Origin of the sequence: Rhizobium sp. ERR 942 (assembly GCF_007828395.1) — a bacterium.
Classification (GTDB): Bacteria; Pseudomonadota; Alphaproteobacteria; order Rhizobiales; family Rhizobiaceae; genus Rhizobium; species Rhizobium dioscoreae.
In genome coordinates, this window is the sequence record NZ_VIUA01000001.1 from 862393 (window position 1) to 882501 (window position 20109).

The following is a 20109-nucleotide window of genomic DNA, read 5'->3' on the forward strand; positions in this document are numbered from 1 at the left end:
TTGATCGCCGATCGGTCAGGCTTGTGAGTACTTCTGCCCGATATGGCCCATGACTTCGGCGAACCAGGGAGTGGCGATATCGAAGGCCTTGCCGCCCTTGATGCGCGGGAATTCGATGACGCGCAGCTTACCGCCCTGACCTTCATCATGTCCCGTGACGCCGGACACCTTATTGAGGGCACTTTCCACCGCGAGGTCGACCATCCCCTGAATCAGGCGCAGGTCCTCGCCGTTTGCGGGGGCGGAGCGTGCGAAATAGCCCGACTTCTGTACCATGGAGCGTTCGGCGCCGATGATCGCTGCGAACTGTTTCTGAAACCAGCCGCCGACATTGATCGTGTCGATCTTTACGTGGCCGAAGGCATCGCGCTTGACGGTTTCGCCGGAGGCTTCCCGTTCGGCAACGATGGCGTCGAGGCCGGCACCTTCCGATACGAAGAGCGTCACCTGGCCGGTCTTCTCCATGATATTGCGCAGGCGTTCGCCTTCCACCTCGATATCGAATGCCATTTCCGGCAGATAGAGGCCGTCGATACCCTTCATCTCGGCGTTCATCATGAAGCCTTCGACATATTCGTTCGCGCTGCTCTTCTGGATATAGGCGCGCGCGGTTGCCGCCGTCAGCCAGCCACAGTGGCGGCCCATCACTTCATGAATAACGAGCGTTTTCGGCGCTGCGGTCTGTTCGTTGCTGACATTGTCGAAGAAGTGAGCGCCGACTTCGGCGGCTGTCCAGGCCCCGAGGGACTGACGGATCGGCACGATGTCGTTATCAACAGTCTTCGGCAGGCCGACGACGGTCAGATCATAGCCGTTGGCGCCAAGATAGGCAGCAAGATCGGCCGCCGTCGTATTGGTGTCGTCGCCGCCGATCGTGTGAAGGATGGTCACACCGTCGGACGCCAGTCGCTCGGCTGCGACGCGCAGCGGGTTTTCGCCTTCCTTGACCAGGCCGCGCTTGACGCAGTCTGCGATGTTGGTGAGCTTGACGCGGCTGTTGCCAATCGGCGAGCCGCCATAGCGATGCAGCAGATAGGCGCGCTCGCGCATGGACTGCGTCACCTCGATGCTGTCACCCAGCAGAACCCCCTGATAGCCGGAACGATAGGCGATGATGTCGAGATCGGGCGCCACATCGCTATAGCGCTGGATCAGCCCGCCAACGGCAGACGAAAGGCAGGGCGCCAATCCACCGGCAGTGAGCATTGCGACTTTCTGTTTGGCCATGGGGATCCTCCTTGCAGACAAGCTGCTTCATTTCAATGGTTGCGGTGGAATGGATGCGACAGGCAGGCAAGGGTGTAAAGTAAAGAATTTAAGAAAGCGGCGGTTTGTTCCGTCTTCAAAAGCGGGGGCGGGGCGATTGGACGATAGTTCGCATTTGCAGCATCATTACCAAATTGTGAAAAGTGTTTTCGGGCTTGCGACGAATGGACTGCTTGCAATGGCAACCATTATTTGATCAAGGTGTTCTACTGTTTCAGTAGGATATAGAGACCGGCATGTCGTTCTGGGAAAAATTGCTGAATGCTATCGGTAGCACTGCCGGCAATGCCCTGTCGGCGGTGGTCGAGGCTATTCGCACCGTCTTTGAAGGCGATCCGGAAACGCGCCGTAAGGTGGCATTTTCCGTCGCCATAATCGCTCTTTCCGCCAAAATGGCGAAAGCAGACGGTGTGGTGACGGAAAACGAGGTCAACGCGTTCCGCGAGATCTTCGAATTTCCGCCCGATCAGGCGAAAAACGTCGCCCGTCTCTATAATCTGGCGCGCCAGGACGTGGCCGGTTACGAAGCCTATGCGGAACGGCTGTCCTCCCTTTGCGCGACCTGCACGAAGAATTGCCCCGTGCTGGAAGACGTACTCGACGGGCTCTTCCATATCGCCAAGGCAGATGGCCTGATCCATGAGAAGGAAATGGATTTCCTTCAGCATGTGGCCGAAATCTTCCATATGAGCGAAGAGCGGTTCGAGCAGATCATGGCGCGCCATGTGAATGTTGGCGGCCGCGATCCCTACAAGGTGCTCGGCGTCTCGCGCCAGGACGATTTCCCGACGATCCGCCGTCGCTACCATGGCCTCGTCTACGAGAACCATCCGGATCGCCTCGTGTCGCGTGGGGTGCCGGAAGAGTTCCATGCCATTGCGAACGAACGCATGGCGGCTCTGAATGCGGCTTATGCCGAGATCGAGAAAGAACGCCGCGCAGCATGAGTGCATTCAAGGCCGATTTCGCTCGCGCCCATGTGCAGCCTTCGCCGAACAATGGCGAGAGGCGGGATGGACGTCGGCCTGATATCATCCTTCTGCACTATACTGGTATGGGCACGGCTGAGGGCGCTCTCGATTGGCTCTGTCGTCCGGAGAGCCAAGTGTCGAGCCATTATTTCGTCTTCGAGGACGGGCGGATCATGCAGCTTGTTCCCGAAGAGCGCCGAGCGTGGCATGCGGGCAAGAGTTCGTGGCATGGCGAGACCGATATCAATTCATCGTCGATCGGCATCGAGATCGCCAATGCCGGCCATCCCGGCGGACTGCCTGAATTCCCCGATGCGCAGATCGAAGCGGTGATCGAACTGTGTCGCGATTGCGGCCAACGCTGGGCAATCGCGCCTGAACGGGTGCTTGGACACTCCGATGTTGCCCCTGTGCGTAAGGTCGATCCGGGCGAGAAATTCCCCTGGGCGCGGCTGGCTGCGGCCGGTGTCGGGCACTGGGTTGAGCCGGCTTCGATCACCGGCGGTCGCTTCTTCCAGAAGGGCGATGTCGGTCAGCCGATCGAGGCCTTGCAGTCGATGCTCTCGCTCTATGGCTACAGCACTGAAATAAATGGCGAATTCTCGGAAAAACTGAAGGGCGACGTTGAAGCCTTCCAGCGCCATTTCCGGCAGGAGCGAGTGGACGGCATTGCCGATTTTTCGACGATCGATACGCTGCATCGCCTGCTGGCCGCGCTGCCGCGCTATTCCTGAATTTGTTCCGTTCTGTCATCGGTGTTTATAGCCGGCTATAGATGCGAAAACGCGTAACGCCCTGCTGCGCCACAGCTTTTCCCTATTATCTCCGCATTGCATTGGTCTAACGACGCTCGCTGAACGGCGGTCGCGCCGTCTGGGTTTGTGTGTCGCGCGACCGTAGACGACTAATGGGGACTGTGCATTCCGGCGGCTCTTTTTGCCTCCAGCCGGACGTGATGGCTTGCGCTATCCGCGGTCCCGCCCCTGGAGACAAAAGACTACATGAAAAATTTGATTGTTGCGGCTGTGGCATGCGTGGGCGTGCTGCTGGCGGGATATGATTCTGCCTCTGCAGGCGAGCGCCATGCGAAGCAGAAAACGGTTCCTCTCAAGATCGTCAGCCGCACCACCGGCTTTCCGGTTCCCAATGTTCCCGCCGAATTGCGCGACGCCGAGACCTCCTTCGCACGGCAAAATCGCTATTCCGCACTGATTGCCAAATATGCCAAGCAGAACGGCGTTGCAGTTGAACTCGCCACTGCCGTCATTCAGATCGAAAGCAATTTCAATCCGAAAACTCGTGGAAGTGCAGGCGAAATCGGCCTGATGCAGATCAAGCCGGCGACCGCCAAGCTGATGGGCTATACCGGCCGCAGCAAGGGTCTCTACGATCCCGAAACGAACATCAAGTTCGGCATGAAATATCTTGCCATGGCGCAGGACCTTGGCGGCGGGCCGACCTGCAACACCATCCTCAAATACAATGCCGGCCACGGCGCCACGCGCATGAACCCGATCTCGAAGCGTTATTGCGGCAAGGTGCTTGCCCTTCTGGACTGACATTCATGCCAGGATTTCGGATAGGGCGGAATCGTTTTCCGTGCTATCGAAATCGCGGCTATGGATGAGGGTTACAGCATGGCAGCGGATTTCAGGTTCATCGTCGTTGGCCGGGGCATGATGGGGGCAGCCGCTGCCCGTCATCTGGCAAACCAAACGGACGGCGTTGCCGTCATCGGACCGGATGAACCTGAAGATCGCGCCAGCCATCAGGGTGTCTTCGGCAGTCATTACGACGAGGGCCGCATCACCCGCACGATCGATCCGGACACGAACTGGGCCCGTCTCGCAAACCGTTCGATCAGCCGCTATGCGGATATCGAACGGGATAGCGGCATTCAATTCTATGCTCCGGTCGGCTGCCTTGTTGTCGGGCCGGAGCGGGGCGGTGAAATAGCTTATGTCGGCGATGTCGTGGAAGCGGCCAGGCGGCTCGGCGTGCAAACCGATATCCTCGATGATACCGAGCTCAAGGTGAAGTTTCCCTTCTTCTCCTTCGCATCGGGAAGCGAAGGGGTCTTCGAACCGCATGGGGCCGGCCATATCAGCCCGCGCCGGCTGGTCAAGGCACAATCCCTGCTGGCGGAAAAGGCAGGCGCGCGTGTCATCAAGCAGACGGCGCTGTCGATCCGCGACGAGGGCGGCCTAGCTGTCGTGACGACCGCCGAGGGCGAGACATTCAGCGCCGAAAAGATATTGCTCGCTGCCGGCGGTTTCTCCATTGCCGAGAATCTCTTGCCGCGACCTGTTGAGATGAAGGTTTATGGCCGCACGATCACTTTCTTCGAGGTGAGCGAGGCGGAAGCTCAAGCCCTCTCCGGCATGCCATCGCTAATATCGAAGGCGGCTGATGATTTGGACAGCATCTATATGCTGCCGCCGATCCGCTATCCGGACGGCAAATATTACATGAAGATCGGTGGCGATCCCGATGATTTGCAATTCACGACCGAGGCGGAACTGCGTGCCTGGTTCCGCACCGCCGGCCGCGACAAGGCTCGCGAGCATCTGGTGCGGATATTCCATGGGCTCGTTCCCGGCCTGAGGCGGCCACCGGTTTTCACTAATTCCTGTGCCGTCTCCTATTCGCCAACGGGCTATCCCATGATCGGCTATACCTCTTCACCGCGTGTTGCGGTTCTGACGGGTGGCTGCGGTACGGCCGCCAAGAGTTCCGATGAAATCGGACGGCTCGGGGCGGAACTGCTGCTTACAGGCCGAATCAAGGACGAAGGCTACAGCACGGATTTCTCAGCGCATTTCCGCAACTGACATCCGCTCTTCACAAACCAGCATATTTCGGTGGCAATTGCGGGCGGTCTCGGTTAATGAGCCTATGCCAGTTGGCCGGGCAGCCGCGCTTCATCAATGCCGAAAGGCGATGGGGTGAGGAAAGTCCGGGCTCCACGGAAACACGGTGCCGGATAACGTCCGGCGGGGGCAACCTCAGGGAAAGTGCCACAGAAAGCAAACCGCCCGATCTCCGGATCGGGTAAGGGTGAAAGGGTGGGGTAAGAGCCCACCGCGTCTCTGGCAACAGCGACGGCACGGAAAACCCCACCGGGAGCAAAACCGAATAGGGATGACACGGAGCGCGCAAGCGCTCCAGCCTGTTTCCGGGCCGGTCATCCGGGTGGGTTGCACGAGGCGTCGCGCAAGCGGCGTCCCAGATGAATGGCTGCCACGTTCCGGTCTTGGCCGGAGCCATACAGAACCCGGCTTACAGGCCAACTGGCAAATCATCGCGCTACTTCGGGCGGTGCGTTCAACGCTTCCGCCAAATAATTTTTGAAGCTGCCGAATGCCCTGCATTTCAAGGCTTTCAGCCCTCGATAGACGAGGGTTTTAACCTGTGAAAACAATCCGTTTCGGGACGAATCCTGAAGCTGATCCTAACCTTTCGTTAAACTTAACGTCTTATGAATATTCAGGCTGCGGCCACGTCTGACGTGGCTTCATCCCATTGACGCCCATATGGTCCCATGGTATCCCAAAAGAACACTGCACAAGGGCAAATCAGAGCCCAATTATCGCAAAGCCATGATTGCTCCCGTTCTGGGAGTGTCGAAGGGGTGTCGGCTCTTTCGGCTTGCGAAGCTGTGTCCGATTTTGGCTGTGCCTGTAAGCGAGTAGCGGCTTGCGGGTCATGGGGGACGGGTGTTTCGCGTCATGAACCGCTTCCTGTCAAATGCGACCAACCGGATCGATTCCAAAGGGCGGGTTTCCGTGCCGGCGGCGTTTCGTTCTGTGTTGGCCGAGCGCAATATCCAGGAGCTGTACTGCTTTCAGGATTTTGTGTTTCCGGCGATCAGCGTCGGTGGTCTCGATCTGCTCGATCGCTTCGAGCGGCAGATTGCGGCGGACGATCCGTTTTCGTCGGCGGCAAACCAGATGTCGCTCCTCATTCACGGGGGCGGGGTCTTCATGAAGCTCGATGCGGAAGGGCGGCTGATGGTCACGGATTTCATTCGCGACTTCACCGGGATCGCAAGCGAAGTAACCTTCGTCGGTCGGGCGGATCATTTTCAATTGTGGCGACCGGAGGCCTTCTTGGCCTTGCAGTCGCAGGCACGGGAGGAGCGCAGGCTGGCTGGCGGGCGCTCGGAATAAAGCGGGGAAACGGAATGGCGGCGAATTCAGGCGGAGGTTCTTCTGATGCCGGTGGCGGACCGGTTCGTCACATTCCGGTTCTTCTTCGCGAGGTGTTGGAGGCGCTGGCTCCGGCGCCTGGCAAGGTCATCCTCGATGGAACGTTCGGGGCTGGCGGCTATACCTCAGCCATCCTCAAGGCTGGCGCCAATGTGATCGCGCTCGATCGCGATCCGACAGCGATTGCTGCAGGGCAGGCGCTCGTTTCCGCCCATGCTGGCCATCTCAAGCTCATTCAATCGCAGTTTTCTCAGTTGGTCGAGCATGCTCCTGAAGGCGGTCTCGATGGCGTCGTGCTCGATATCGGCGTCTCCTCCATGCAGCTCGATGAGGCCGAGCGCGGTTTTTCCTTCAGCAAAAACGGCCCGCTTGACATGCGTATGTCGGCGAGCGGTGTCTCGGCCGCCGATGTCGTCAATCGCGCCAAGCTTGCTGATCTCATTCGCATCTTCGTGTTTTTGGGCGAGGAAAAGCAGGCGCCGCGCATCGCTCACGCGATCGAGAAACGGCGCGCGGAGGCTCCTTTCGTGACGACGCGCGATCTGGCCGGGTTGATCGAGGTCGTGACGCCGAGAAAGGCGAAGGACAAGATTCATCCGGCGACGCGGGTCTTTCAGGCTCTGCGGATTTTCGTCAATGACGAGCTCGGTGAGCTGGCTCAGGCATTGTTTGCAGCCGAGCGCGCCCTCAAGCCGGGCGGGCGCCTCGTTGTCGTGACCTTCCATTCGCTGGAGGATCGCATCGTCAAGAAGTTCTTCGCCGATCGTTCGGGTCGTGCTGCCGGATCGCGTCACATGCCGATCGTGAATGAGCGGCCCGCCACTTTCGAGCCGGTCGGCAAATCGATGATTTCTGCGAGCGATTCCGAAGCGGAAGCCAATCCGCGCGCTCGTTCGGCCAAGTTGCGTGCGGGGGTTCGCACCTTGGCTCCGGCAGAAGCGGCAGATCTTTCGATCTTCGATCTGCCCAGTCTCGCCAGTCTTGGAAAGCTTGGGGGCTAAAATGCTGAAGACTTTTGACATTGTGCTGATCGGCGTCATGACGGCCATGGCCAGCGTGACCTATACGATCAAGCATCGTGCCGAGCTGAAGCTGGAAGAGGTTCGCCGCCTCGAATCCGAAATCAAGCTTGAGAGGGATACGATCGATCTCCTCAAGGCGGACTGGGCACTGGTTTCTCAGCCGAACCGGCTCGAACGCCTCGTCAACACCTACAACAGCGAACTTCAGCTGCAGCCGACGCTCTCTACGGCGATCGTTCAGCCGAGCGAATTGCCGATGTTGCGCTCGCAGCTTCCGCCGCCGACGGTAACGGCCTCCAACGATCCGAAGGGCGGCAAGGCAGGCGGTGCCAAGAGCGGCGCATCGGTGGCCTCGAGCAACGGCGATACGACGGATGCTCAGATCAGGAAGGCCATCGCCGATGTCGCGGCCGCTCCGGCGCCGCGACCGAAACCGCCTGCTCTTGCCAAGCGCAAGAAGCCGGATGTCGACAACATGGCAACGGGATCGGTGAGGGATTAATGTCTTTTCTTTCGCGCATCATGGTCCTGAAGAGCAAGGCCCACTTCTCCACGGACGGCAACAACCGCCCAAGCGACGGCTTTTCTCGTTCGAGCTTTGAGGGCGTGCGCAAGCGCAAGTCCAGTCAGGCAAAGAGCCGCGTCATCCTTTTGGTCGCAAGCTTCGTCGCCGTCTATTGCGTGATCGGCGGCCGGCTTGTCCAATTCGCCATGACATTGCCTGAGATGACATCAAGCATTCTGCCTCCGGATCGTCTGATGGCTTCGCGTCCTGATATCGTCGACCGTAATGGCGCCCTGCTGGCAACCGACATCCGCACGGTCTCGCTGTTTGCCGAGCCGAACAAGATCATCGACGCGGACGAAGCCGTCGAGGAATTGCGCAAGGTTCTGCCGGATCTCGATACCAAATCCACCTACAAGAAGCTTTCGGCGAAATCCTCGCACTTTGCCTGGCTCCGTCGGCAGCTGACGCCGAAGCAGCAGAACCAGATTTTGGCGCTCGGCATTCCGGGCATCGGCTTTCGTCCGGAGAAGCGCCGCTTCTATCCGGGCGGTACGACTGCCCCCCATATTCTCGGCTATGTCAACATCGACAATCGCGGCGTTGCGGGCATGGAGAAATATATCGACGACCAGGGGCTTGCCGACCTCGCTGCTGCGGGCATGACCAACGATCAGCCGCTGCAGCCGGTGAAGCTTTCGATCGATCTGCGCGTACAAGGCATCGTTCGCGATGCGGTCGTCAATGCCGTCAAGAATTTCCAGGCCAAGGGCGCAGGTGCCGCAGTCCTCGACGTCCACACTGGCGAGGTTCTCGGTATGGCCTCGGCTCCGGACTTCGATCCGAACTATCCGAACGAGGGCGCCACGGAAGGCTGGCTCAACCGCATGACGAATGGCACGTTCGAAATGGGGTCGACCTTCAAGACCTTCACCATGGCCATGGCGCTGGATGATGGCAAGGTGACGTTGCGGGACGCCTTCGACGCAACCAACCCCATTCGCATCGGCGGCTTTACCATCAAGGATTTCCACGGTCAGCGCCGCGTTTTGACGGTTCCCGAAATTTTCCAGTACTCCTCGAACATCGGCACGGCCAAGATCGCCGATCTTGTCGGGATCGAGGGGCATAAGGAGTTCCTTACCCGTATCGGCCTGCTCACGAAGATGCAGACCGAATTGCCCGAGGTGAAGATGCCGTCGCAGCCACGCGTCTGGAAGAAGATCAATTCGATCACCATCTCCTTCGGTCACGGCGTCTCGACGACGCCCTTGCAGACAGCCGTCGCGGGAGCAGCGCTCGTCAATGGCGGCAAGCTGATCGAGCCGACCTTCCTGCCGCGCACGCGTGATCAGGCCGATGCCATCGCCAAGATGGTCGTGAAGAAGAGCACCAGTGATGACGTGCGCTTCCTGCTCGAGTTCAACGGCACCAGGGGCTCGGGTCGCAACGCCCGCGTTCCCGGCTACAATGTCGGCAGCAAGACCGGCACGGCCGACAAGGTGGTCAACGGCCGGTATTCCAATACGCTGAACTTCAACACCTTCATGGCCGTGTTTCCGATCGACAATCCGCAATACATCGTCATGACCTTCATCGACGAGCCGAAGAGCGGCGAGCGTGGCGGCGGGACGATTTCGGCCTTCACGGCGTTGCCGATCGCCCGCGACATCGTCGCCCGCGCGGCGCCAATTCTCGGGGTACAGCCCAGTTTTGGAAAAGATGACTCGGCCTTGCTGGCGTCTTATTAAGCGTGAAAGAATACACACGTCGATTCGCGAGGGGCGGACTGATCGAGAAGGCGAAAAGTACATTCGATGAACTTGCGGGATATTGCCGGAAATGAGTTTCCGGAACTCAACACATATATTGGCGGAGCGCTTGGCGATCTTGAGATAAGCGGGATCTCCGCCGACAGCCGTAAAGTGGCGCCGGGCATGGCCTTTGTCGCCGTTGCCGGCACGAAGGCGGATGGAGCAAGTTTCATCGCCGATGCCGTTTCGCGCGGCGCTTCCGTTATCGTTGCGGGTCACTTGGCTGATGCCGGTAATGTGCCGCTGCTGCAGGTTGACGAGCCGCGCCGGTTCCTCGCTGTCGTCGCTTCCCGTTTTTACGGGCGCCAGCCGGAAACCATGGTGGCGGTGACGGGAACTGCGGGCAAAACTTCGGTTGCTTCCTTTACGCGTCAGATCTGGGCCTATGCCGGCCATCCGGCCGCCATGATCGGCACGACGGGCGTCGTTTCGCCGACCCGCAACGAATATGGTGCGTTGACGACGCCCGATCCGGTGTCGCTGCACAAGTTGCTGGCCGAACTGGCGGACGAGGGCGTTACCCATGCGGCGATGGAAGCATCCAGCCACGGCCTCGATCAGTTCCGGCTCGACGGCGTGAAGCTTGCTGCCGCTGCCTTCACCAATCTCGGCCGCGATCACATGGATTACCATCCGACGGTCGAGGACTATATGGCGGCCAAGATGCGGCTGTTCCGCGATTTGCTGCCGAAGGGTTCACCGGCTGTTATCTTTGCCGATGATGCCTGGTCCGCGCAGGCGATTGCCGCCGCCAGAGACGCTGGGCATGGTGTCCGCACCGTCGGGCGAAAGGGCGATTTCCTGACGCTGAAGCGCGTCGAGCATTTTCGCCACAAGCAGATCGCCGAGGTCCATGTCGGCGACGACATCTTCGAAGTTCATATCCCGCTTGCCGGAGATTTCCAGATCGCCAATGCGCTGGTTGCTGCCGGTCTCGCGATCTCGACGGGTATTGCCGCGCCCATCGCCATGGCAGCGCTCGAAAAGCTCGTCGGTGCGTCCGGCCGCCTGGAGCTGGTCGGTCATACGCATGACGGCGCGCTCGCCTATGTCGACTATGCCCATAAGCCGGATGCGCTGGAAAACGTCCTGAATTCGGTGCGGCCGTTCACGACGGGCCGGGTCATCGTCGTCTTCGGCTGTGGCGGTGACCGCGATCGCGGCAAGCGTCCGATCATGGGTGAGATCGCCTGCCGTCTGGCCGATGTCGTCATTGTCACCGACGACAACCCGCGCTCTGAGGATCCGGCGGCGATCCGCTCGGAGATCATGGCGGCTGCCGCTTGCGCGACGGAGATCGGCGATCGCGCCGAAGCGATCCGCAAGGCTGTCGGCCTGCTGAAATCCGGCGACACGCTGATCGTTGCCGGCAAGGGGCATGAGGAAGGTCAGACGATCGGCGGCGTCACGCTGCCGTTCTCCGACCATGCCGAATTGCGCAAAGCATTGGAGGATTTGAAGTCTTGAGCTGGCTATGGACAACTGAGGATCTGATCGCTGCAATCTCGGGCCGCTTCGTCGGATCGCTGCCCGCTGGTATCACGGGCATTTCCATAGACAGTCGTTCCATCCAGCCGGGCGAGGCCTTTTTCGCCATCAAGGGCGATCGCGTCGATGGTCATGACTATGCCAATATCGCTATGGCGAACGGCGCCGCTTTCATCGTGATCAGTGAGGCACGCTTGCCTGCGATGGGCGGCCTGGCCGTGCCGAAGGTGGTCGTCGATGACGTCTTGGCGGCGCTTGCGCGGCTCGGTGTTGCCGCCCGCAAGCGCACGCAGGCGAAGATCATCGCCGTCACCGGTTCGGTCGGCAAGACGACGACTAAGGAGATGCTGCGCCGCGCGCTGACGCCTTCGGGCAAGGTGCATGCCTCCGTTGCTTCCTTCAACAATCATTGGGGCGTGCCGCTGACATTGGCTCGCATGCCTGAGGATACCGATTTCGGCGTTTTCGAGATCGGCATGAACCATCCCGAAGAGATTAGGCCGCTGGTCAAGATGGTGCAGCCGCATGTCGCGATCATCACCACGATTGCGCCGGCCCATCTCGGCAATTTCAACAGCATCACCGAGATTGCTGCCGCAAAGGCGGAGATATTCGACGGTGTCGTGCCGGGCGGTCATGCCATTCTCAATCACGACAACGATCAGTTCGAGATGCTGGAGAAGGCTGCCATGGCGGCCGGCATCGAGCATATCCATAGCTTCGGCCAGCACGCGAAGGCCGAGGTGCGCCTCGCCGAATTCAATGCTTCGGAAGAGAATTCGACGCTTTGGCTGACGATCGGCGGCGAGACCATGGAAGTGGCGCTTGGCGCACCGGGGCGTCATATCGCGGAAAACGCGCTTGCCGTGCTGGGCGCCGTCATGCTTGTGGAGGCCGATCTGGATCGGGCGGTCGATGCGCTGGCCGACCTGCAGCCGGAAAAGGGCAGGGGCCAACGCCACAAGCGCGCGATCGGCAACGGCTACTTCACGCTGATCGACGAAAGCTACAACGCCAATCCTGCCTCCATGCGCGCGGCCATCGCGTTGCTGGCGACGACATCGCCGCATGCGGGACCAGGCGGACGGCCGGGCAGGCGGATTGCCATGCTCGGCGACATGTTGGAAATGGGGGATTATGCCCAGCGCGTGCATGCCAACCTTGCCGGGCCGCTGCTTGCGGCTGGCATCGAGCATGTCTGGCTGGCTGGTCCGGAGATGGCGGCTTTGCGGGATGAGCTGCCGGAAAGTGTTCACGTCGAATATCACGAGACGACTGAGGAGCTCTCGGAATTCGCGCTCAATTCTGTCGCCCCCGGCGATGTCTTGATGGTGAAATCGTCGCTGGGAATGGGGTTTGGAAAGATCATTGCGGGCTTGCTTGACAAATTTCCCGCATTTTCCGACACGGGCCCCCACACCCATCAGGGGCTTTAGAAAGGGCTCTTATGCTGATCTGGCTTGCCGAACTGTCGGACCATATTCATTTTTTCAGTACCCACTTCAGATTCCTCAATCTGTTCAGATACATCACGTTCCGTACCGGCGGTGCCCTGTTCACGTCAGCGTTGATCGTTTTTCTCTTCGGGCCGCGAATCATCTCCTCCTTGCGTGTGCGTCAGGGCAAAGGGCAGCCGATCCGCGCCGATGGTCCGCAGACCCATTTCAAGAAGGCCGGCACCCCGACCATGGGCGGCCTCATGATCCTGGCCGGTATCGTCGTCTCGTCGCTGCTGTGGGCTGATCTTGCCAATGTCTATGTCGTCGCCACCTTGCTTGTGACGCTCGGTTTCGGTGCCATTGGCTTCTACGACGATTATCTCAAGGTCACGAAGCAGAGCGACAAGGGCTTTTCCGGCCGCGCACGACTCGGCATTGAATTCGTGATTGCCGCGATTGCCGTCTATTTCATGATGACGACAGCGCTGTCCTCCGGTCCCGCCGGCTCTACCTTCGGCTCGTCGATTGCCTTCCCCTTCTTCAAGAATCTGCTGCTCAATCTTGGCATGTTCTTCGTATTTTTTGGCGCTTTCGTCATTGTTGCCGCTGGCAATGCCGTCAACCTGACGGACGGCCTGGATGGGCTGGCGATCGTGCCTGTGATGATTGCCGCGGCCTCCTTCGGCATCATCGCCTACCTCGCCGGTAACTTCGTCTTTGCCGACTATCTGGCGATCAATTTCGTGCCTGGAACGGGCGAACTAGCTGTCGTCCTTGGTGCTGTCATCGGCGCCGGCCTCGGTTTCCTCTGGTTCAACGCGCCGCCAGCCGCAATCTTCATGGGCGATACTGGTTCGCTGGCTCTCGGCGGCATGATCGGCTCCGTTGCCGTCGCCACCAAGCACGAGATTGTCATGGCGATCATCGGCGGTCTCTTCGTGCTTGAGGCGCTTTCCGTCATCATTCAAGTCGGCTTCTTCAAGATGACGAAGCGTCGCGTCTTCCTGATGGCGCCGATCCACCATCACTTCGAAAAGAAGGGCTGGACGGAGAGCCAGGTCGTCGTGCGTTTCTGGATCGTCGCCGTCATTCTCGCGATGATCGGCCTTTCCACCCTGAAGCTGCGGTGAGGCAAGAATGATACCCGTCACCACGCTGAACGGAAAGAAGGTCGCTCTCTTCGGCCTTGGCGGCTCCGGCTTTGCCACGGCACGCGCGCTGGTTGCCGGCGGCGCCGATGTGACGGCCTGGGACGACAATCCGGATAGCGTGGCCAAGGCGGCTGCCGAGGGAATAGCGGTTGCCGATCTGAGGACGATCGACTGGAGCGGCCTGTCGGTTTTCGTTTTGTCGCCCGGCGTGCCGCTGACGCACCCGAAGCCGCACTGGACCGTCGATCTTGCCCATGCCGCCGGTGTTGAGATTATCGGCGATGTCGAGCTTTTCGTGAGGGAGCGGCGGGCGCATGCCCCGGATTGCCCTTTCATCGCGATTACTGGAACGAATGGCAAATCGACGACGACGGCGCTTATCGCCCATATCCTGCAATCGAGCGGGCGGGACACGCAGCTCGGCGGCAATATCGGGACTGCGGTGCTGACGCTCGATCCGCCTAAGTCCGGGCGTTTCTACGTCGGCGAATGTTCCTCCTATCAGATCGATCTGGCGCCGACGCTCAACCCGTCCGCTGGCATCCTGCTGAACCTGACGCCCGATCATCTCGATCGCCATGGCACGATGCAGCATTACGCTGACATCAAGGAGCGGCTTGTCGCGGGCAGCGATGTCGCCGTCGTCGGCGTCGATGACAGCTATTCCTCCCTGATCGCCGACCGTATCGAGCGAGCCGGCGGCAAGGTCACGCGAATTTCGCGCCGGCATGCCCTAGCGGATGGTCTCTATGCCGAGGGCAGCCGCATCCTGCAGGCATCGAACGGCGCGGCAAGCGAGATCGCCGATCTCGACGGTATCCAGACCTTGCGCGGCGGCCATAACGCACAGAACGCAGCCGCGGCGATTGCCGCCTGCCTCGCCGTCGGCATTTCCGCCGAGGAGATCCGGGCCGGACTGAAATCCTTCCCCGGCCTCAAGCATCGCATGCAGCCTGTGGGAAGGCGCGGCCGGGTCGTCTTCGTCAACGATTCCAAGGCGACCAATGCGGATGCAGCCGCGCCCGCGCTTTCGAGCTACGAAAATATCTACTGGATCGCGGGCGGTCTGCCGAAGGAGGGTGGCATCACCAGCCTGGCGCCACTCTTTCCGCGTATCGCCAAGGCCTATCTGATCGGTGAGGCGGCACCCGCTTTTGCGGCGACGCTCGGCGAGCGGGTTCCTTACGAGATTTCCGGCACGCTGGAACGCGCCGTGGCGCATGCTGCCGCGGATGCGGACAGGGATGAACGGGAGTCCGCGGCGGTGATGCTGTCACCGGCTTGCGCAAGCTTCGATCAGTACAAGAATTTCGAGGTCAGGGGCGACGCCTTCGTCAGCCATGTCGCGGCGATCGATGGCGTCACCATGCTGATCGGTTCAGCAACTGGAGGCAAATGATATGGTAAGCCGCGTTGAACGTGGGGCCTTGGCCGAATGGTTCTGGACCATCGACCGCGTGTTTCTCGCCCTTTTCATCCTCTTGATCGGCATCGGCTTCATGCTGTCCTTCGCGGCTTCGCCAGCGGTGGCGGAGCGTATCGGGCTTGAGCCGTTCCACTTCGTCAAGCGCCACGCCCTGTTCCTCATACCGGCGATCGCGGCGATGATCGGCATTTCCTTCATGACGCCCCGACAGGTGCGACGGACCGCCGTCATCCTGCTGATCGTATCGCTGGCGATGATGCTTTTCGCGCTTTTCTTCGGCATCGAGGTCAAGGGCTCGCGGCGCTGGGTGAATATCGCGGCCTTGTCGATCCAGCCTTCGGAATTCATGAAGCCGGCTTTCGTCGTCGTCTGCGCCTGGCTGTTTTCCGAACATGCACGTCAGCCGGAAATTCCGGGTAATCTCTTCGCCATCATCCTCTTTGGCATCGTCGTCGCTTTGCTCGTCGCGCAGCCTGACCTTGGCCAGACGATCCTGACGACCGCCGTCTGGGGCGGCATGTTCTTCATGGCCGGCATGCCCTGGCTGTGGATCATCGTGCTCGGCGGCCTCGGCGCGGGCGGTTTCGTCACCGCCTATTATGTCTTCGATCACGTGGCGCAACGCGTGAACAAATTCCTGACGGGTGAGGGCGATACGTTCCAGGTCGACACCGCCAAGGAAGCGATTGTCCATGGCAACTGGTTCGGCGTCGGTCCTGGCGAGGGCATCGTCAAGCGTATCATTCCGGACGCCCATACCGACTTCATCTTCTCGGTGGCGGCCGAAGAGTTCGGTGCCATCTTCTGCATCGTGCTCGTGCTGATCTTCGCCTTCCTCGTGTTGCGCGGCCTGTCGCATGCCTACAAGGAGAAGAACGACTTCAACCGTTTTGCCGTCGCCGGTCTGGTGCTGCAGATCGGCATTCAATCGATCATCAACATCGGCGTGAACCTGCAGCTGCTGCCGGCCAAGGGCATGACGCTGCCGCTGATTTCCTACGGCGGTTCGTCGATGACCGCGATCTGCGTGACGGCAGGCTTCATTCTGGCGCTGACGCGTCACAGGCCGGAAAAGCGTGCGCAGGACCGGACCATGTTCCGCGTGACGCACGGATTGCCGGCGGAGTGATCGTCTTGGGACTACCGGCCATCCGCTCCTCATATCTCCTGCCCGCTTTTCATTCTCCGGTCGCTTTTCCCGAAACGCCGGTCTATGAGGGGGGCTTGGCCCGCGCCGATGACGCGGTCGGGGCGGCTTCCTATATCAGGGAGATGCCCCGAGTAGTGGGGTATTCGCGGGAGCGAAAATCATGAGTAAAGGCATTGTCCTTCTTGCCGCCGGCGGTACCGGCGGTCACGTATTTCCGGCCGAAGCACTGGCCTATAAGCTGAAGGAGCGCGGCTATTCCGTGCACCTCGTCACCGACAGCCGTGCCGAACGCTATGCCGGCAAATTTCCGGCAGACGATATCCATGTCGTGCCCTCGGCAACGATCGGCTCGAAGAACCCGTTAAAGGTTGCGCAGGCCCTCTGGACGCTATGGACCGGCATGCGTGCAGCGCGCAAGCTGATCCAGCGCATCAAGCCCGTCTGTGTCGTCGGCTTCGGTGGCTATCCGACGGTTCCGCCGCTTCTGGCCGCGACGCGCATGGGCGTGCCGTCCATGCTGCACGAGCAGAACGCGGTCATGGGCCGCGCCAACAAGATGCTGGCGACGCGCGTTCGCGCTATTGCCGGCGGTTTCCTCACCGAAAACGGCGCGTTTGCTGAGAAGACGGTGACCACGGGCAATCCCGTGCGCCCGGCCGTCATCGAAGCGGCAAAACGCCCTTATGTGCCATCTGGTCCGGAAGATCCGTTCAATCTTGTCGTCTTCGGCGGCAGCCAGGGGGCGCAATATTTCTCCAAGGCCGTTCCTACGGCGATCAGCCTGCTTGAGGAGCCGCTGCGCAAGCGGCTGCGCATTACACAGCAGGTGCGCCCTGAGGATATGGAGACGGTCAACAGCTGCACGAGAAAGCTTGACATGGGCGCCGATGTCGCGCCGTTCTTCAACGATATGGCGGAACGCATCGGCGCTGCGCATCTGGTTCTCTGCCGCTCTGGTGCCTCCACGGTCTCCGAGCTTGCGGTTATTGGGCGCCCCGCGATCCTGGTTCCCTATCCGCATGCGCTCGATCACGATCAGGCGGCCAATGCGGCTGCACTGGCGGCAACCGGCGGCGTCAAGGTCATCGTGCAGTCGGAACTGACGCCGGAGAAACTTTCCACTATTTTGCGCGGCGCCATGACCATGCCGGAAAAGCTCGCAAAGATGGCTGCATCAGCCAAGCAGGCGGGCAAACCGGATGCGGCAAACTTGCTTGCCGACATGGTTGAGGCTATTGCCGCGGGACGTTCAATTCAGCAATTCAAGGGGGCAGGCGCATGAAGCTGCCGAAGGCAATCGGCCTTGTGCATTTTATCGGTATCGGTGGCATCGGGATGAGCGGCATTGCCGAGGTTCTGCATAACCTCGGCCATCGCGTGCAGGGTTCCGATCAATCGGAAAGTGCCAACGTGCAGCGGCTGCGCGACAAGGGTATTCCGGTCCATATCGGTCATAAGGCTGGAAACCTCGGCGATGCCGAAGTCGTCGTTGTCTCCACCGCCATCAAGAAGAGCAATCCGGAGCTGGTCGCGGCGCGTGAAAAGCTGCTGCCAGTCGTGCGCCGTGCCGAAATGCTTGCCGAATTGATGCGCTTCCGCAATGCGATTGCCATCGGCGGCACGCATGGCAAGACGACGACGACCTCGCTCGTGGCGACGCTGCTGGAAGCCGGCGGCCTTGATCCCACGGTCATCAATGGCGGTATCATCAATGCCTATGGCACCAATGCGCGCATGGGTGAAGGCGAGTGGATGGTGGTCGAGGCAGACGAGTCGGATGGCACCTTCCTGAAACTGCCGGCGGATGTTGCCGTCGTCACCAATATCGATCCGGAACATCTCGATCATTACGGCAATTTCGATGCCGTGCGCGCCGCTTTCCGGCAGTTTGTGGAGAATGTGCCGTTCTACGGCTTCGGCGTCATGTGCATCGACCATCCGGAAGTGCAGTCACTGGTTAGCCGCATCGAGGACCGTAAGGTCATCACCTATGGTGAGAATCCACAGGCCGACGTGCGTTTCTCGAATGTGCGGATCGATGGCACGCGTTCGCTGTTCGATATCGAAATCCGCAGACGCCGCACCGGCAAGGTGATCCAGATCAAGGATCTCATCATGCCAATGCCGGGCCGCCACAATATTTCCAATGCGACCGCCGCCGTTGCGGTTGCCAACCGGCTGGGGATTTCCAATGAGGCGATCGCCAAGGGCCTTGCATCCTTCGGCGGCGTCAAGCGCCGCTTCACGCTGACCGGCGAATGGAACGGGGTTAAAGTCTTCGACGACTACGGCCATCATCCCGTCGAAATCAAGGCGGTGCTGAAGGCAGCACGCGAAGCCTGCAAGGGCCGCATCATCGCCGTTCATCAACCACATCGCTACACGCGCCTTTCGAGCCTCTTCGAGGAATTCGCGGCTTGCTTCAACGATGCCGACAGTATCTTCCTGGCGCCCGTCTATGCCGCCGGGGAAGATCCGATCGAGGGCGTTGATTCGCAGAGGCTGATTTCGCGCATCAAGGCAGGCGGTCATCGCGATGCACGCTATCTGCCTTCACAGGAAGATCTTGCCGCCATGGTTGCAGAGATTGCGCGACCTGGTGATTTTGTGGTTCTGTTGGGGGCTGGTAGCATCACATATTGGGCAGCATCATTGCCAAAGGAATTGGAAGGCCTCTCGGGTAAGTCCGCATGAAACAAGTAGATGGGGAAAAGCTTCTGGCGTCGCTCGGCGACGGTGTAAAGGACATCAGGGGACGGCTGACGCCGGATGCCCCGATGGATCGTGTGACGTGGTTCCGCGCCGGCGGGCTGGCGGAACTGATGTTCCAGCCGCACGATACGGACGATCTCATCACGTTCCTGAAGATCCTGCCGGAAGAGGTGCCGCTGACGGTCGTCGGCGTGGGTTCGAACATATTGGTGCGGGATGGCGGCATTCCGGGCGTTGTCCTCAGGCTTTCGGCCAAGGGCTTCGGTTCCGTCGAGCTTGCCGGTGAAAACCGCATCCTGGCCGGCGCGATCTGCCCGGACAAGCATGTCGCAGCCATGGCAATGGACAACAGCATCGGCGGTTTCCATTTCTATTACGGCATTCCCGGGAGCATCGGTGGTGCCGCGCGGATGAATGCAGGCGCCAATGGCGCCGAAACCCGCGAGCGCGTCATTGAGGTGCATGCCGTCGACCGCAAGGGCGACAAGCACGTGCTGACCAATGCCGAAATGGGATACAGCTACCGCCATTCCGATGCGTCTGAAGATCTGATCTTCACACATATCCTTTTCGAGGGATATCCGGAGGATCGCGCCAAGATCCGCACCGAGATGGATGCCGTGCGCGCTCATCGCGAAACGGTGCAGCCGGTACGCGAGAAGACGGGTGGCTCAACCTTCAAGAACCCGGATGGTTTCTCCGCCTGGAAGCTGATCGACGAGGCGGGTTGCCGCGGTCTGGTTATCGGTGGCGCGCAGATGTCATCGCTGCATTGCAACTTCATGATCAACATGGAGCAGGCGACGGGTTACGATCTGGAATATCTCGGCGAGCAAGTGCGTCGCGAGGTTTTCGAGAAATCCGGCATCAAGCTGGAGTGGGAAATCAAGCGCCTCGGAAACTTCATGCCGGGCCGTGAAGTCCGCCCGTTCCAGGGTGTGACCACAGAGTAGGTTC

General features: G+C 60.2%; 17 protein-coding genes and 1 other RNA gene. 17 read left to right on the forward strand and 1 reads right to left on the reverse strand.

Annotated features, from left to right (window positions below):
• Positions 1-15: 15 nt before the first annotated feature.
• On the reverse strand, positions 16-1227 hold the full coding sequence (locus FBZ97_RS04225; protein ID WP_145316705.1) for a pyrophosphate--fructose-6-phosphate 1-phosphotransferase: 1212 nt from the start codon (positions 1225-1227) through the stop codon (positions 16-18).
• Positions 1228-1502: 275 nt separating this feature from the next.
• On the opposite strand from FBZ97_RS04225, the gene FBZ97_RS04230 reads away from it, so the two are divergent.
• The 17 genes from FBZ97_RS04230 (at position 1503) to murB (ending at position 20105) form a co-directional block, all read left to right on the forward strand.
• The gene (locus tag FBZ97_RS04230) at positions 1503-2213 is read left to right on the forward strand and encodes a DnaJ family molecular chaperone (RefSeq protein ID WP_113332898.1); all 711 of its coding nucleotides are present in this window, start codon (positions 1503-1505) and stop codon (positions 2211-2213) included.
• Positions 2210-2971, forward strand: a complete 762-nt coding sequence (locus FBZ97_RS04235; RefSeq protein WP_145316708.1) for an N-acetylmuramoyl-L-alanine amidase — start codon at positions 2210-2212, stop codon at positions 2969-2971. The genes FBZ97_RS04230 and FBZ97_RS04235 overlap by 4 nt, the downstream gene beginning before the upstream one ends.
• A gap of 267 nt (positions 2972-3238) precedes the next feature.
• Positions 3239-3796 (forward strand): transglycosylase SLT domain-containing protein, encoded by a 558-nt coding sequence (locus FBZ97_RS04240; RefSeq protein WP_145316710.1) that lies wholly within the window; start codon positions 3239-3241, stop codon positions 3794-3796.
• Between the two features lie 78 nt (positions 3797-3874).
• Positions 3875-5068 carry an FAD-binding oxidoreductase gene (locus tag FBZ97_RS04245; RefSeq protein WP_145316712.1) on the forward strand — a complete coding sequence of 398 codons (1194 nt, stop codon included), beginning with the start codon at positions 3875-3877 and terminating at the stop codon, positions 5066-5068.
• A 67-nt stretch (positions 5069-5135) separates the two neighbouring features.
• An RNA gene (rnpB, locus tag FBZ97_RS04250) (RNase P RNA component class A) lies at positions 5136-5535 on the forward strand.
• 430 nt (positions 5536-5965) lie between these two features.
• A complete protein-coding gene (gene mraZ, locus FBZ97_RS04255) occupies positions 5966-6406 on the forward strand; it encodes a division/cell wall cluster transcriptional repressor MraZ (protein ID WP_210296559.1) in 441 nt (146 codons plus the stop codon).
• A gap of 14 nt (positions 6407-6420) precedes the next feature.
• Complete coding sequence (rsmH, locus tag FBZ97_RS04260; protein WP_145316717.1) at positions 6421-7446, forward strand: 16S rRNA (cytosine(1402)-N(4))-methyltransferase RsmH; 1026 nt, start codon at positions 6421-6423, stop codon at positions 7444-7446.
• Between the two features lies 1 nt (position 7447).
• Positions 7448-7969, forward strand: a complete 522-nt coding sequence (locus FBZ97_RS04265; RefSeq protein WP_145316719.1) for a hypothetical protein — start codon at positions 7448-7450, stop codon at positions 7967-7969.
• Entirely contained in the window at positions 7969-9723 is a 1755-nt protein-coding gene (locus FBZ97_RS04270) for a penicillin-binding protein 2 (RefSeq protein ID WP_145316721.1), read from the forward strand. Before FBZ97_RS04265 ends, FBZ97_RS04270 begins: the two co-directional genes overlap by 1 nt.
• Before the next feature lie 66 nt (positions 9724-9789).
• Positions 9790-11253 carry a UDP-N-acetylmuramoyl-L-alanyl-D-glutamate--2,6-diaminopimelate ligase gene (locus tag FBZ97_RS04275; RefSeq protein ID WP_145316723.1) on the forward strand — a complete coding sequence of 488 codons (1464 nt, stop codon included), beginning with the start codon at positions 9790-9792 and terminating at the stop codon, positions 11251-11253.
• Positions 11250-12710, forward strand: a complete 1461-nt coding sequence (locus FBZ97_RS04280) for a UDP-N-acetylmuramoylalanyl-D-glutamyl-2,6-diaminopimelate--D-alanyl-D-alanine ligase (RefSeq protein WP_145316725.1) — start codon at positions 11250-11252, stop codon at positions 12708-12710. The genes FBZ97_RS04275 and FBZ97_RS04280 overlap by 4 nt, the downstream gene beginning before the upstream one ends.
• 11 nt (positions 12711-12721) lie before the next feature.
• Positions 12722-13843 (forward strand): phospho-N-acetylmuramoyl-pentapeptide-transferase, encoded by a 1122-nt coding sequence (mraY, locus tag FBZ97_RS04285; protein WP_145316727.1) that lies wholly within the window; start codon positions 12722-12724, stop codon positions 13841-13843.
• 7 nt (positions 13844-13850) lie between these two features.
• Positions 13851-15263, forward strand: a complete 1413-nt coding sequence (gene murD / locus FBZ97_RS04290) for a UDP-N-acetylmuramoyl-L-alanine--D-glutamate ligase (RefSeq protein WP_145316729.1) — start codon at positions 13851-13853, stop codon at positions 15261-15263.
• A 1-nt stretch (position 15264) separates the two neighbouring features.
• Complete coding sequence (ftsW, locus tag FBZ97_RS04295) at positions 15265-16419, forward strand: putative lipid II flippase FtsW (protein WP_069612536.1); 1155 nt, start codon at positions 15265-15267, stop codon at positions 16417-16419.
• 181 nt (positions 16420-16600) lie between these two features.
• The gene (gene murG, locus FBZ97_RS04300; RefSeq protein WP_113351965.1) at positions 16601-17722 is read left to right on the forward strand and encodes an undecaprenyldiphospho-muramoylpentapeptide beta-N-acetylglucosaminyltransferase; all 1122 of its coding nucleotides are present in this window, start codon (positions 16601-16603) and stop codon (positions 17720-17722) included.
• Entirely contained in the window at positions 17719-19134 is a 1416-nt protein-coding gene (gene murC / locus FBZ97_RS04305; protein WP_145316731.1) for a UDP-N-acetylmuramate--L-alanine ligase, read from the forward strand. Before murG ends, murC begins: the two co-directional genes overlap by 4 nt.
• Positions 19131-20105 carry a UDP-N-acetylmuramate dehydrogenase gene (murB, locus tag FBZ97_RS04310; protein WP_145316733.1) on the forward strand — a complete coding sequence of 325 codons (975 nt, stop codon included), beginning with the start codon at positions 19131-19133 and terminating at the stop codon, positions 20103-20105. Before murC ends, murB begins: the two co-directional genes overlap by 4 nt.
• The last annotated feature ends 4 nt before the right edge of the window (positions 20106-20109 follow it).